We start from the raw sequence: 13,450 nt of genomic DNA on the forward strand, positions 1-13,450 counted from the left end.
CACCCGAACAAATCGTGACCATTTTCGTGCGCGGGGGATAACATCGCGCGCGATTTGCCTTTATATCGGGCGTCATGCTGACCGCGCTGTCGATCCGTGATGTGGTGCTGATCGAGGCTCTGGACCTCGATTTCGGCCAGGGCCTGGGTGTGCTGACCGGGGAGACCGGGGCGGGCAAGTCGATCCTGCTCGATGCGCTGGGTCTGGCGCTGGGCGGGCGCGGCGATAGCGGCCTGGTCCGCCACGGCGCGGGACAGGCGATCGTCACTGCCAGTTTCGCGGCCCCCGCCCCCGGCGGCAGGCTCGCCACGATCCTGGACGATGCGGGCATCGCGGTCGAAGAGGGCGAGCCGCTCGTCATCCGCCGTCAGGTCAAGGCCGATGGCGGCAGCCGGGGCTTCGTCAACAACCAACCCGCCTCCGCCGCGCTGCTGCGTGAGATCGCGCCGATGCTGGTCGAGATTCACGGCCAGCATGATGATCGCGGCCTGCTCAATCCGCGCGGCCACCGGATGATGCTCGACGGCTTCGGACGGGTGGATACCGGCGCGACGGCGGCCGCCTGGACGACGCTGCGCGAGGCAGAGGCCCGGTTGGCCGAGGCGCGCGAGGAGATCGAGACGGCGGCGCGCGACCGCGAATGGCTGGACCATGCTGTCGCCGAACTGACCAGACTCGCCCCCGAACCCGGCGAGGAAGAGACGCTGGCCGATCGCCGCCGGACCATGCAGCGGTCGGAGAAAATCGCGGGCGAGCTGGATGCGGCCGAAACCTGTCTGCAAGGGTCCGACGGTGCGCTGGCGGGGCTGCGTCAGGCGGCACGCGTGTTGGAGCGGATCGGCGAGGATCATCCCGCCCTGGCCGAGGCGCTGGCGGCGATCGACCGCGCGGTGATCGAGGCGTCGCTGGCCGAGGATCGGCTGGTCGAGGCGCAACGCGAACTGGCCTATGATCCCCGCGCGCTGGAGGAGGATGAGGCGCGGCTGTTCGAGTTGCGTGGCATGGCGCGCAAGCACCGGGTCCAGCCCGACGACCTCGCCGCGCTGACCGAGGAATTGCGCGGGCGACTCGAACGGCTGGACGCGGGCGAGGAGGGGATCGCTCGGCTCGAAGCGGCCGTGGCCAGGGCGCGGACCACCTATGACCAGGCCGCCGCGCTCGTCTCGCAAGCCCGGCAGGCCGCTGCGATCCGGCTGGATCAGGCGGTGAAGGGCGAACTCACGCCGCTCAAGCTGGACGCCGCCCGCTTCCGTACCGTCGTCGCCGCCGCCGAACCGTCGCAATGGTCGGCGGCGGGCAAGGACCGGGTCGAGTTCGAAATCTCGACCAATCCCGGCGCCCCCTTCGCCCCGTTGATGAAGATCGCCAGCGGCGGCGAATTGTCGCGCTTCATCCTGGCACTGAAAGTCGCGCTGGCCGAGGAGGGGGGCGCGGCGACGATGATCTTCGACGAGATCGATCGCGGGGTCGGCGGCGCGGTCGCCTCGGCGATCGGCGACCGGCTGCACCGGCTGGCGACGCGCACCCAGTTGCTGGTGGTGACGCACAGTCCACAGGTTGCGGCGCGCGGCGCGGCGCACCTGTTGATCGCCAAGAGCCATGACGGCACCGTGACCCGCACCGGCGTTCGCCCGTTGAGCCATGCCGAACGGCGTGAGGAAATCGCCCGGATGCTGTCGGGCGCGACCATCACCGACGAAGCCCGCGCCCAGGCCGATCGCCTGATCGAGACCGCATAGCGCCAACCGGCATCCAGCCCGTTCCTTTTCTGAGAGAGCTGATCGGGCAGGCTCGGCGAGGAACACTTTCATGCACCTTCACGTCCTCATCCCCGGAACGGGCGTATGTTTCGTGTGAATGATGCTTGAGCATCGGCGCGCTCGTCACTAAACTTTATTATTAGTAAGGCATGGAACCGGATAAGGTGACATATGTTGTGTTACGCCCCCTTTGCATCGGATGCTCGCAAATGCCGGCTCATCTGACTTCCCTGTCCAGCATCTCGCCGATTGACGACCGATCGATGCTGCTGGTCGGGCTGCGCGATTGCCTGACGATGGCGGATCGGCTGGGCCTGTCGATGGTCAGCATTCATATCGAACAGGCGTGCGACTGGCTCACCGTTCAGGATGGCCGCGTGACCGGCGGCAATGCGATCGCCGATCCCAAGCCGGTCGTGACGATCGCCCCGCCCAGCGCTTGATCCGGGGCTGCGGGGTGGATTAGCAGGGTTCGGGTGACCGCAACGCCTCCCCTGCCCCAGACCGATCTGGAAGCCGCGATCGAGCTGGAATCGCTCGCCCGCACCATCGCCCATCACAATCGCCTCTATCATACCGACGACGCGCCCGAGATTTCGGATGCCGACTATGACGCGCTGGTGCGCCGCAACATGGCGATCGAAACCGCCTATCCGCATCTGGTGCGCGCCGATTCGCCCAATCGCCAGGTCGGCGCCGCCCCGGCCGCGCATCTCGCCAAGGCGCCGCACGCCCGGCCGATGACCAGCCTCGACAATGCCTTCACCGACGAGGAGGTGGAGGATTTCGTCGGCCGCGTCCGCCGCTTCCTCAAGCTGCCCGAGGACGAGCCCGTCACCCTGACCGCCGAGCCCAAGATCGACGGCCTGTCCTGTTCGCTCCGCTACATCGACGGCCGGCTGGCGCAGGCGCTGACGCGCGGCGACGGCACGATCGGCGAGGATGTGACCGAGAATGTCCGCACCATCGCCGACATTCCCCAGTCGCTGCCCGACGACGCGCCTGCGATCTTCGAGGTGCGCGGCGAAGTCTATATGAGCAAGGCCGATTTCGCCGCGCTCAATGCCAGGCTGGCACAGGACGCCGCCGAGACCGGCAAGGAGGCGCGGCAATTCGCCAATCCGCGTAACGCCGCCGCCGGTTCGCTGCGCCAGAAGAACCCGGCGATCACCGCAGGCCGCGCGCTACGTTTCCTCGCCCATGGCTGGGGCGAGGCGAGCGCGGTGCCCGGGGAGACGCAGGACGAACTGGTCGAATATCTCCGCCGCTGGGGGTTCCCCATCGCGGATAGCTTTGCGCGGGTGCCCGATGCCGCCGCCGCGCTGGCGATCTATCGCCGGATCGAGGAACAGCGTGCCGACCTGCCCTTCGACATTGACGGCGTCGTCTACAAGGTCGACCGGCTCGACTGGCAGGCGCGACTGGGCATTGTCGGGCGGACGCCGCGCTGGGCGATCGCGCACAAATTTCCCGCCGAGCGCGCGCAAACCACGCTGGAGAAGATCGACATCCAGGTCGGGCGCACCGGCGCGCTGACCCCGGTCGCGCGGCTGGAGCCGGTGACCGTCGGCGGCGTCGTCGTCACCAATGCGACGCTGCACAATGCCGATGAGATCGAACGGCTGGGCGTGCGCCCCGGCGACCGGGTCGTCCTGCAACGCGCGGGCGACGTCATCCCGCAGATCGTCGAGAACCTGACCCGCGACACGCCCCGCGAGCCCTTCGCCTTCCCCGACCATTGCCCCGAATGCGGCAGCCTGGCCACGCGCGAGGACGGCGAGGTGGTCATCCGCTGCACCGGCGGCCTGATCTGCCCGGCCCAACGGGTCGAACGCCTGATCCATTTCGTCTCGCGCCATGCCTTCGACATCACCGGCCTGGGGCTGGTGCGGGTCGAGGATTTCTTTCGCGACGGTCTGATCGCCTCGCCCGCCGACATCTTCCGCCTGCACCAGCATCGCGAGGCGCTGGTCGCGCGCGACCGCCTGTCCGAACTGGTGGTCGACAAGCTGCTCGCCGCGATCGACGCACGGCGCGAGATCGCACTCGACCGATTCCTCTTCGCGCTCGGCATCCGCCATGTCGGCGAGATCACCGCGCGCGACCTGGCCCGCCGCTTCGTGTCGATGGCGGGTTTCCGCGCGATGATCGACGCCGCGCTTCATGTGCGGGCCGAGACGGTGCCTGCGCTGGGCGAACCCGACCGCAAGTTCGAGCTGCGCCGGCAGCGCGCCATCGTCGCCGCCATCGACACGCCCCAGATCGGACCCGAGGTCGCCGACGCGCTGCTCGACTTCTTCGCCGAGGATCACAACCGCGTGGTCGTCGACGACCTGCTGTCCCAGGTCACGCCGCTCGACGTCGTGCATCGGACGCGCGAATCCGAGGTCACCGGCAAGACACTGGTCTTCACCGGCACCCTCGAAACCCTGTCGCGCGACGAAGCGAAGGCCCAGGCCGAGGCCTTGGGCGCGCGCGTGTCAGGATCGGTTTCGGCCAAGACCGATCTGGTCATCGTCGGCCCCGGCGCGGGGTCAAAGCTGAAAAAGGCGCAGGATCTGAACATTCCGGTCATCGACGAAGCCGAATGGAATGCACTGGTCGCGAATAGCTGACTATCTGTCCAGGCGATGACGGGTGCGACAGAAAGGGCAGGCCGCCGACGCTCCGATCGCGCCATCGCCCGGCACGGCGCGTGGATCGGCCGCGGACGGAATATCCGTTGATGTGAGCCGCATAGCTTCGACAAGGGCAAAACCGTTGCCGATCTGCAACGCCTTTGGACAGAGTGCGCTGGCCATTCTTCCCCACCCGCAATTTGTAACATAACGGCAATGTCCGAGGCGCAGGGGCCCGCAGAACCGAACCGAAAAAGCGGTCGGACCGCGCTCCGCGCGAAAAGGAGACCATATCATGCGCAATTCTCTCTTCCTGAGCGCGGCCATCGTCGCGCTCGCCATTCCGGCGGCGGCGTCCGCTCAGGAGACGACATCCGCCATTCGCGGCACGGTCACTGCCAATGGCGCGCCTGTTGCGGGCGCGACGGTCGTCGCCATCCATACGCCGTCCGGTACCCGGGCTCAGACAACGACCAGCGCCGATGGCAGCTTCTCGCTCAACGGCCTGCGGGTGGGCGGCCCCTTCACGGTCGAAGTGACCAGCAGCCAGGGCAGCCGCACCATCTCGGACATCAACACCGTGGTGCAGCAGGCATTCACGCTCCCGGTGGAACTGGGCGATAGCACCGCTGGCGATATCGTCGTCACCGCATCGTCGATCCGTGGGGCCGGCTCGCGGTCGGACGGGCCGCAGACCACGCTGACCCAGGCCGATATCCGCAAGGTGGCCTCGGTCAACCGTGACATTCGCGATATTGAGCGTCGCGATCCGTTCGCCTCTCTCGACCTCAGCAACAGCGGCGATCGCGGCGGCGCTGTCAGCTTCGCGGGCGTGAACCCGCGCTTCAACCGCTTCACCATCAACGGCGTGACCGTTGGCGACTCGTTTGGCCTGAACCAGGACGCCAGCCCGACCAACCGTGGTCCCGTCCCCTTCGACGCACTGGCGCAGGTGTCGGTTTCGATCGCACCCTATGACTTCCGTCAGAGCGGCTTCCAGGGTGGTGCGATTGACGCTGTGCTGGCCTCGGGTACCAACACCTTCCACGGCACCGGCTTCTACTCGCAGAACACCGACGGCCTATCGGGCGACCGCATCGGTTCGACGACGATCGTCACCCCGCACTACAAGTCGGAAACCTATGGTGCCCGCTTCGACGGCCCGATCATCAAGGACAAGTTGTTCTTCATGGTCACCGGCGAGCGCAACACCGATCCGCGCCCGTTCAGCACGCTTTTGGCGCAGGTTCCGAACCTGAGCCAGAGCGATATCGACAACGTCGCCGGCATTGCCAAGAACACGTATAACATCGACGCTGGCTCGGTTCTGACGATCAACAATCGCAAGGACGAAAAGATCGTCGGCCGCATCGACTGGAACGTCACCGACGGCCATCGTCTGTCGCTGTCGTACATCAATGCGTTCGATTCGCTGGTCAGTCAGAACAACACGAACGTCAATCCTTCTTCGCCGCAATATGGCCTCAGCACCAACGCCTATGCGCTGACCGAACTGCTTCGCGCCGGTATCGTGCAGTTGAATTCGGACTGGAGCGATCGCTTCTCGACCGAATTGCGCGGCAGCTACAACTGGACCAGGCGTGGCCAGGAACCGCTCGGCGGTCGCCCGAACGGTCAGTTGCAGGTTTGCAATGATGCCACCTCGACGGGGGTGACCACGGGTTGCAGCACCGGTGTTCCACGCATCACCTTCGGCCCGGACAATTTCCGCCAGACCAACCAGTTGTTCTTCGACACCTGGGCCGGTTCGTTCCTCGGCCGGTATCGCGCGGGCGGCCATGAAGTGAAGGTGCTGCTCGACGTCGCGACCAATCGCACCTTCAACAACTTCGTCCCCAACAGCCTGGGTTCGTGGTATTTCGACTCGCTTCAGGACTTCCAGAACCGGCAGGCGAACTCGGTCACCTATGCCGCCACCATCGCGCCGGCCGCAGCGGATTTCAAATACACCCGCTACACCTTCGGCCTGCAGGATGACTGGCAGGTCACCGACAATTTCAAGTTCACCTATGGTGCCCGTGCGAACATGTACGGCATGCGCGGGATGCCGGTGTACAACCCGTATTTCCAGCAGCGCTACGGCTTCTCGAACACCAATACCTATAAGGGCCGGTTGCTGATCGAACCGCGCGCCAGCTTCGATTGGCGTCCGGAATCGCGTCTCAACATCCGTGGCGGCGCCGGCATCTTCGGCGGCGGTTCGCCCGACATCTATCTGTCGAACAGCTATTCGAATACGATCACGACCAACTCGATCACGTTCCAGCGCATGGCGCAGGGTTCCAATAGCTGCACGAACGCGGTGCCCGACTCGGTGTGCCAGGCGGCGCTCAACAACGTCACCGGTCAGATTCCGGATGCCGTGGCGCAATATGCCAGCAGCGCGACCAACGCCGCCGTTCTGGCCCGCACCAACACCAGTGCGATCGCTCCCGACTTCCGTCTGCCGTCGTCGCTGAAGGCGACCCTGTCGGCCGATTACGACCTGTTCGGTGTCAAGCTGGGTGCGAGCTACTATTACTCCAAGACGGTTGACGGCATTTTCCTCCAGGACCTGCGTTCGGCTCCCGTCGGCACGCTTCCCGATGGTCGCCCGCGCTATAGCGGCGTGACGGCGTTCAACGATGCGAACTACGACATCCTCGTTCGCAACACGTCACAGGGTCGCAGCCACATCGGCGTGTTCACCGTGTCGAAGGATTTCGACTCGGGCTTGTCGCTCTGGGGAAGCTATACCCGGCAGGACGTGAAGGACGTCAGCAACCTGACGTCGTCGCAGGCCAGCTCGCTGTACCGTAACCAGATCTTCTCCGACCCGAACATGCCTGCATACGGCACCTCGGCGGACCAGATTAAGTGGGCATTCAAGTACAGCGTCGGTTACGATCACGCCTTCTTCGGCGACTACAAGACGCGCATCCAGTTGTTCGGCGAAACCCGCGCGGGCCGTCCGTTCAGCTACACGATGCTGGACCAAACCAGCACGCGTTCGCCGGTGTTCGGTACCAATCTGGTGAGCAATCAGGGCACCAACCTGCTCTATGTTCCGACCAGCACCAGCGATCCGCTCGTCACCTATGGCGATTCGACGACAGCGGCGGCGCTTGACGGCCTGATCAACAGTTCGGAGCTGGGCAAGTATCGCGGCAAGATCGCGCCGAAAAACATTGCGCGCAACCGCGCCTTCACCCGGCTCGATATCCATCTGGAGCAGGAAATCCCGACCTTCATCGGCTCGTCGCGCGTCACCCTGTTCGCCGACATCAACAACCTGCCGAACCTACTCAACAAGGATTGGGGCGGGCTGCGTCAGGTCGCATTCCCGGGTATCGCCTCGGTCGTCACCGTCGGTTGTGCGAACGCCGCCGGCGTGCCGCTGACCGGTGCCATCGGCTCGGCGACCAATCCGGCGGGTGGTTGCGCGAAATATGTCTACTCGGGCTATCGCTCGCCCAAGGAAGCCCTGAACGTTACCCAGTCGCTCTATCAGATCCGCATCGGCGCGCGCTTCAGCTTCTAAAGCCTGCGCGTCCGAACAATCGGACATGGGGCCGTCCTTCCTTGGGGAAGGGCGGCCCTTCTTTTATGCGCGACGATGGCGGTTGCACGACAGAACCAGTGTACGCGCCGCCCATCAAGTCACGCCACCCGAGCAGCGGGTCTCATAGGTAGCGGAGGGCCATCCCGGCCCTCACCGGAGCGGTGGTGAAGAATGATCCGCCGCTATGCCATCACGCGTCGCAAAGGGCGGACAGCCATGGGCCAAGCGGCGTGCGGCCTTTCCCATCCGGCGCGCACGGGACCGAACGGGCATCAGCTATGGAAAAGCCACTCCATCGCGGGACGGCCTTCCCTCGGAAGCAAGCACAAGGCGGCGAGGTTCGCCCCCACCGCCCCGTCCTTTATCGCGCCGCCACGGCGTAGAGCGCGATCGCGGCGGCGTTGGAGACGTTCAGGCTTTCCACCTTCGAACTGATGGGCAGCTTGGCGAGTTCGTCGCAATGCGCCTCGGTATTCTGGCGCATCCCCTCGCCCTCGGCACCCAGCACGATGGCGATACGCTGCGTTCCCATTGCCTGGGCCAGCGTCTGGTCCGCGTGGCCGGTCAGGCCGATGCGCCAGAAACCGGCCTCGGCGATCTCCTCCAGTGCGCGCGCCAGATTCACGACGCGGATCCACGGCACCGTCTCCAGCGCGCCGCTCGCCGAACGCGCGACCGTGCCCGATTCGGGCGGCGCGTGCCGGTCCTGCGTCACGATGCCGAGCGCGTCGAAGGCAGCGGCCGAGCGCAGGATCGCGCCGACATTGTGCGGGTCGGTCACCTGGTCGAGGACGACGAGCGGCCGCTGGTCATCCCGTCCTTCAAGCAGCAGGTCGCCCAGCCACATATCCTCCAGCGGGTCGACCTCGGCCACCAGGCCCTGATGCGGTGCGTCGGCGGGGACCAGACGGCCCAGGTCCGCCGCGTCGGCATAGGTGATCGGCACGACCGGCGGCAGGTCGAGCGCGGCCAGCGCCTCGCGCGTACCCCAGATCTTGCGCACCGTACGGTTGGGATTGGCGAGCGCCGCCGTCACCGCGTGTCGCCCCCAGAAACGCGGGCGGTTCGCGGAAGCTTGGCTGGGGCGATGTCCTCGGCGTGCCATTGATCGTCGGTATCCGTATCAGAAAAAGGAATTGGTCGGCACCGGCTGCCTGCGGCACCGGCGGTCTTGGCAAGGCCTTGTCCGCATTCGCCGCCGCAAGCAAGACCCCGCCCGCGCGACACCCCCTGACGCAGACCCGCGCCCAACGGCCGATGGACGGGCGTGACGAAGGCTTCGCCGCCGGGAACGGGAGCACCGGACCGTCCGCCGTCGATCGACAAGCCATCGCCCGATCCCGGCATATGCAAGGCCGCCAGAACAAGCCGTGAGAGGCAAAAACCCGCAAAACGCCGTTGACAGCGCGGCGAAGCTTCGGCATTGGGCCCGCCTCGCTCCGGTGGAGCGACACCCCGGAAGGGTGGCCGAGTGGTTAAAGGCAGCAGACTGTAAATCTGCCCGCGTGAGCGTACACTGGTTCGAATCCAGTCCCTTCCACCATCCCCGCCAATCGGCTAGGGTCGATCACGGCGCCGGATCTGAGCGGGTATAGCACAATGGTAGTGCAGCAGCCTTCCAAGCTGATCCGACCACGCAAAATCAAGCACTTAGCCTAGATTTTTATTCCAATTTTTCGACAGCCTCCGCCGTTTGTCGGAATGCGGGACACTCTAGCCGGGCTTCTTTTTGATCGCTTCGACGATCGGTTTTCCGACCGCCTGCACCGTCACGATAGTCTGCGCCACGGTCACCACCAGCTTCAGCAATTTGGCGACATTCATGTTTCGGCTCCCTTCACCGTCGCGACATCGTCCGGCACGCGGGGATCGGCCGCGACAGCGACCCAGCGTGCATGATTGAGCTTGGTCCGCCCCCACGACCAAGCAGCCGCGACGCCCCAGATGATCAGGCCCGCCACCAGGTCGAGCATCTGGTCATTGACCGCCCATGCTGGCAGAGCCTTGCGAAGCACTAGCGCCCCGCCGATCGCCGCCAGCGCCAGCCGCAGTTGTGCTTTGGCCTGCCCTGCCAGGATGGTGGGCGGCACGACGATCGGCTGGCCAGGTTCATCGGACGCGCTCATGCCGCCTGCCCCAGTCGCCCGGAGAGCCAGCCATAAACGAATGCCTTATTGGCCGGGCGGCTTTCTGCCAGAGCGATATAGCGTTCGCCCTGAAGCGCATCGAGCGCCTTGACCAGAACGACGGCGCCCGCCGCACCGCGCTTGGCGACGAACTGGCGCAACGCATAGATCGTCACTGGTCCGATCTGACCGTCGGCCTTCAGGTCGGGATAGTCGACCGCTCCGCGGTTCAACACGTTCAGTGCACGCTGCAGGAACCCGGCCGCCACCGACACGCCCATGTTAACGCCCGTGTCGAACAGCTCGGCCGCGACCAGGGCGGACACGCTTGCCACCTGGTCGAAGGCGGGCCGCGTCCAATAGGTCGAACGATAGATCGCCAACGCCCGATCGCGCGGAAAAACCTTCATATCGCCGGTATAGCCATTCGCGCGTGCCACCTGCTCCGTAATGCCGAAACGAGTTGGCCCGCCTCGATCGGCCGGGTGGTCGCTAAAATCTCCCTCACGCGCGATTACCTCGTCGATCAGCTGATCGATCGTCTTCATTTCACACCTCCCGTTTCCAGCCGCCCGATCCGCTCCTCGATGCGGTTCAAGCGCTCTTTCATCTCCCGGCGATCATCCGCCGTGACCTGTTGCCGCTCGTCGATGCGCGCGACCGTCTTCGTCAGATCGGACAGCGTTGCCGCCATCCAACTGCACATGCCGACGATCAGCGCGACTAGGACGGCACCGCCGATGCTCCCGATCCATTTCATGTGAGGCGGCATCTCTGCTTTCGGTGGGTTTTCGCGGACATATTCTTCGATCGCAGCGCGTGCGACCGTCTCGGCGATGATGCGAGCCTGGACGGCGTTGGCGGTATCGGTCATGCCGCCGCGCCTTCGCCAAGCGGCGGACCATCGACGATAGGCCGATCGTCGCGATTGGGAGGCTCGTTGTTCTGCTTAGCGGGGTCCAGCCGCCACCAGGGCGGATAGACGGGCGTGGGGGTCTCGATCATGCTAAGAACCACTTGTTGGCGGTGGCGTTGAATTGCATCGCGAAGCGCGAATTGCCGGCAAGCGACGTCGGAAGGTTGGTGTAACGACCGTCGGCTGGCCAGTTGATCGCCGTAATCGGCCTGGTCGTCGTGATCGAAAGATACCACCCATGGTAGGGTGCCTGCCCGCTCTTGATCGAAAAGTTCACGAAATCGAGACTGGCGACGGACGGATCGATGATGATCGAAGTGTATCGCATACCCACGGACAGGTTGATCGGCCCGGCTGGTGCAACATAAAGCGGGTCGAGCGAATTTCGTCCGGTGGGCACCGATGCAAGCGACGACGTGTCACCGATGAACGTCACACGCCGGAGCGAATGCCCATCGTCCTGCTCGTCAAACATCGCCTCCATCTTGTTGGCCGCATTTGACGTACCGTTGGTCACGGTAAAATAGCCGACCGACGACGGATCGATCGGATGAGGGATCGCCCCCAGGCCATAAAAGCGCAGGTTCGTGATCGTCAGCCCCTGGCCGGGCCGGATGGCGAACTTAACCCCGCGCGTATCGGGCTGAAAGACGTTACTGGCATAGGTGTTTAAGAGCGGTAGATCGAGATGGCTGGCGATCGTCTGGCTAAGGTCCATAACGACACGGGAAGGCGCACCAATCCCCGTACTCGGATCGCCGGGATTGTCCTCAGGAAGCCGCGTTGCCCAAATGAATTCGATCGAGGGGCGAATATAATTGCCCTGCCCTCCGATCTTGATGCAGCCGTCACCCACGATGTCCGCGAAGGAGTGGCCGAAATCCATCACCGCCAGGAATTTTTCGCAACGTGTCAGGAATAGTTTCCATCGCTGATATACACCGCCGCCACAGGTTACGGCGTTGTCGAACGCCTGCTCTCCAGAAATATGGAAATCGCAGTCATAGACGTTGGGACCCGTATCTCCCGGCTGGACTTCGATGAACTTGGCCACATTTTGCGCGTGGAACTCGAACCACGACCGAGTGATGGCATAGCCGCCATAGCCTGCTACCCGAACCGCTGCCGCGACGGGATTTGGACAACCGAGCAGCGACACGCCCGAAATCTTCACGCCCAGCAGCTGGCCCACCGATGCGTCGGACAGGCAGTCGATGATCCGCGATGTCGGATTTTTCTGCAGGAGGAAGGTGGCGTTCCGACCATCGCCCAGCAACTGGCTGCGATTGAGCATGCGCAGATCGGCGATCTTGTAACCGCCGGCCGGAACCACGACCAATTCGGCCGCCGCCAGCGCGCGGTTGAACGCGTAGGTGACATCGGGCAACGTCGCCGACCAGCCGAGCGATGGATTATAGGCGCGACAAGCGACGCGATCGGCCTGGAACATGAAGTCCAGGACGCTGACCATGTCGTCGTTTTTGGATTGCTGACTGCGCGGCACCGCGCCAGGCGCTAGGGAGAGTGCCGTCAAGCCGTCGGCTTCTTGCCGCACCAGCGCGCCTACGGTCAGGTCGACCGCCAGCAGCCGGACCTTTGCACCGCTGACAAAGTCGTTCGAGTATTGCGCCCCACTATAGTCCCCCGGTCGAAAGAAGTAGGTCCCGGGTGGAAATCCGCTAAAATCGAACTGGTCGGGTGCGAACTGATACGAACGATCGGTGACACGGGCACCGCGCAACTGGTCGATCGTCGTATAGGTACTGTTCGCCGGGCCCGTCGGACCGGCCGGAAAGCTGCCGATCGGCAGGGTGGTCAACGCCTTATCCCCACCGAACGCGATCACGGACGACGGTACCGGCTTGATTTCATCCGCCACGGCCCCGGGGGGCAGCATCAACGCCCGGCTGGCCGTATCCGCCTGGCGCGCATCCTGTTCCTGCGCGATCAGCATTTGCCGGTCGAGTGCCTCTTCATGGCTGGCCGCCGGGAAACGGTCGCCCGTGGCATAGGTCATCGGCTGCGCCAGCGCCGTGCTGCGGGTGATGCGCAGAACTGCCCCGTTCGTCGAGACGTTCCGGATGAGCGTCCCTCCGGCATCGGTCTGGCCGCCGGAAACGACATAATCGGTGCCGAGTTGCAGCGTCAGGACCTGATCGCCAAACAAGCGCTCGACAACCAAATCGCTGGCCGCCTTGAAGCGGAACGGAACGGCGAACACCGTCGAGGTGCCGTCCTCGGCATAGCTGATGGTACTGGGCTTTGCGGCAACGGTCACGGCACTTCCCCGATGGGTATAATTCGGGGGCGGTGCCCGGCGCCGTAATCACCGGGGCCCTGTGTGGGCGGTTGGACCATAGCGCAGTTGTGATTCGGCTCGCAAGAGCCATCGACAGCGATCCACCGCGGTGGTGGAACAATGTCACCATGGTGGTCGAACAGACACACCGCGCGTTAACGGCCCCGAT

10 protein-coding genes and 1 tRNA gene are annotated in these 13,450 nt (G+C 64.7%); 5 read left to right on the top strand and 6 right to left on the bottom strand.

All coding sequences use genetic code 11. The features are described from left to right. Positions 1–74: 74 nt before the first annotated feature. From recN to RN629_RS00950, 4 genes are all read left to right on the top strand, one after another. Positions 75–1,739 (top strand): DNA repair protein RecN, encoded by a 1,665-nt coding sequence (gene recN, locus RN629_RS00935; protein WP_407033389.1) that lies wholly within the window; start codon positions 75–77, stop codon positions 1,737–1,739. Between the two features lie 230 nt (positions 1,740–1,969). Beyond that, positions 1,970–2,203, top strand: coding sequence for a hypothetical protein (locus RN629_RS00940; protein WP_407033390.1), 234 nt, complete (start codon positions 1,970–1,972; stop codon positions 2,201–2,203). Positions 2,204–2,236: 33 nt separating this feature from the next. Beyond that, complete coding sequence (gene ligA / locus RN629_RS00945; protein WP_407033391.1) at positions 2,237–4,375, top strand: NAD-dependent DNA ligase LigA; 2,139 nt, start codon at positions 2,237–2,239, stop codon at positions 4,373–4,375. Positions 4,376–4,673: 298 nt separating this feature from the next. Next, positions 4,674–7,919, top strand: a complete 3,246-nt coding sequence (locus RN629_RS00950; RefSeq protein WP_407033392.1) for a TonB-dependent receptor — start codon at positions 4,674–4,676, stop codon at positions 7,917–7,919. A gap of 382 nt (positions 7,920–8,301) precedes the next feature. Here RN629_RS00950 and rlmB read toward each other — a convergent pair whose 3' ends face one another. Continuing rightward, entirely contained in the window at positions 8,302–9,045 is a 744-nt protein-coding gene (rlmB, locus tag RN629_RS00955; protein WP_407033393.1) for a 23S rRNA (guanosine(2251)-2'-O)-methyltransferase RlmB, read from the bottom strand. A gap of 352 nt (positions 9,046–9,397) precedes the next feature. Here rlmB and RN629_RS00960 point away from each other — a divergent pair. Continuing rightward, positions 9,398–9,483, top strand: a tRNA-Tyr gene (locus RN629_RS00960). A gap of 277 nt (positions 9,484–9,760) precedes the next feature. Here RN629_RS00960 and RN629_RS00965 read toward each other — a convergent pair. Genes RN629_RS00965 through RN629_RS00985 form a run of 5 tightly spaced genes read right to left on the bottom strand, consistent with a single transcriptional unit; the run spans position 9,761 to position 13,260 of the window. Next, a complete protein-coding gene (locus tag RN629_RS00965; RefSeq protein WP_407033394.1) occupies positions 9,761–10,066 on the bottom strand; it encodes a hypothetical protein in 306 nt (101 codons plus the stop codon). Further along, positions 10,063–10,614 (bottom strand): glycoside hydrolase family 108 protein, encoded by a 552-nt coding sequence (locus RN629_RS00970; RefSeq protein WP_407033395.1) that lies wholly within the window; start codon positions 10,612–10,614, stop codon positions 10,063–10,065. Before RN629_RS00970 ends, RN629_RS00965 begins: the two co-directional genes overlap by 4 nt. Further along, positions 10,611–10,940 carry a hypothetical protein gene (locus RN629_RS00975; RefSeq protein ID WP_407033396.1) on the bottom strand — a complete coding sequence of 110 codons (330 nt, stop codon included), beginning with the start codon at positions 10,938–10,940 and terminating at the stop codon, positions 10,611–10,613. Before RN629_RS00975 ends, RN629_RS00970 begins: the two co-directional genes overlap by 4 nt. Next, positions 10,937–11,071: a hypothetical protein gene (locus RN629_RS00980; protein ID WP_407033397.1), complete on the bottom strand. Its 135-nt coding sequence runs from the start codon at positions 11,069–11,071 to the stop codon at positions 10,937–10,939. Before RN629_RS00980 ends, RN629_RS00975 begins: the two co-directional genes overlap by 4 nt. After that, positions 11,068–13,260 (bottom strand): hypothetical protein, encoded by a 2,193-nt coding sequence (locus RN629_RS00985; protein ID WP_407033398.1) that lies wholly within the window; start codon positions 13,258–13,260, stop codon positions 11,068–11,070. The genes RN629_RS00980 and RN629_RS00985 overlap by 4 nt, the downstream gene beginning before the upstream one ends. Between the last annotated feature and the right edge of the window lie 190 nt (positions 13,261–13,450).

The organism is Facivitalis istanbulensis (genome assembly GCF_040560405.1).
GTDB classification, from domain to species: Bacteria; Pseudomonadota; Alphaproteobacteria; order Sphingomonadales; family Sphingomonadaceae; genus Sphingomonas; species Sphingomonas istanbulensis.